General features: G+C 48.3%; 1 protein-coding gene. It reads right to left on the reverse strand.

From position 1 onward, the window contains the following. Window positions 1–197: 197 nt before the first annotated feature. The coding region (locus HBN63_RS21650) for a hypothetical protein (protein ID WP_178093543.1) at window positions 198–586 on the reverse strand (389 nt) is incomplete at its 5' end.

Below are 586 nucleotides of genomic sequence, written 5' to 3' on the forward strand. Positions count from 1 at the left end.
CCAGGCCTTTCATTCTATTCCTTCCTGCCCGTTCAATTTAACTTCTTCGCGGCTTTTTTGTCTCAAACCCATTTTATCCACGCCCTCCCGCTCGTCTATCTTTTCTCACCCTCCGCCTTCGGCATTTATCATCACCTTTTCTCTTTCTTTCCCTCTTCCTCCTTCCACCCCCCCTTCTTCTCCCTCCCTCTTCCTGTTCAGCCCTTCTCCTCTTTTTTTTCTTTCCCCCCCCTTCTTACTACTTTTTTTTTCTCTTTCTCCTCTTTCTCTATCCCCTTCTCCCTTTTCCCCTTCTTCCTTTTTTCTTCTCCCTCTCCCCTTCTCTTTCCTCTTCTCTTTCCTCTCCCCCCCTCCTTCTCCCTTTTTCCTTTCTTCCTCTTTCTCTTCTCCCTTCCTCCCCTCCCCTCCTTCCCTTCCTTCTTTCCTTTCCCCTTCTCCTCTTCCTTCTCCTTCCTTTCTCTTTCTTTTCTTCCTTCTCTCTTCCCTTTCCCTCCCCCTCTCTTCTCTTCTTCTTTTTCTTCCTTTTCCTCCTCCCCCTTTTTCTTCCTCTCTCTCCTCCCTTCTCTTTCTGTCTTCTCTTCGGTGC

Origin of the sequence: Pseudomonas sp. WS 5011 (assembly GCF_012985775.1) — a bacterium.
GTDB classification, from domain to species: domain Bacteria; phylum Pseudomonadota; class Gammaproteobacteria; order Pseudomonadales; family Pseudomonadaceae; genus Aquipseudomonas; species Aquipseudomonas peli.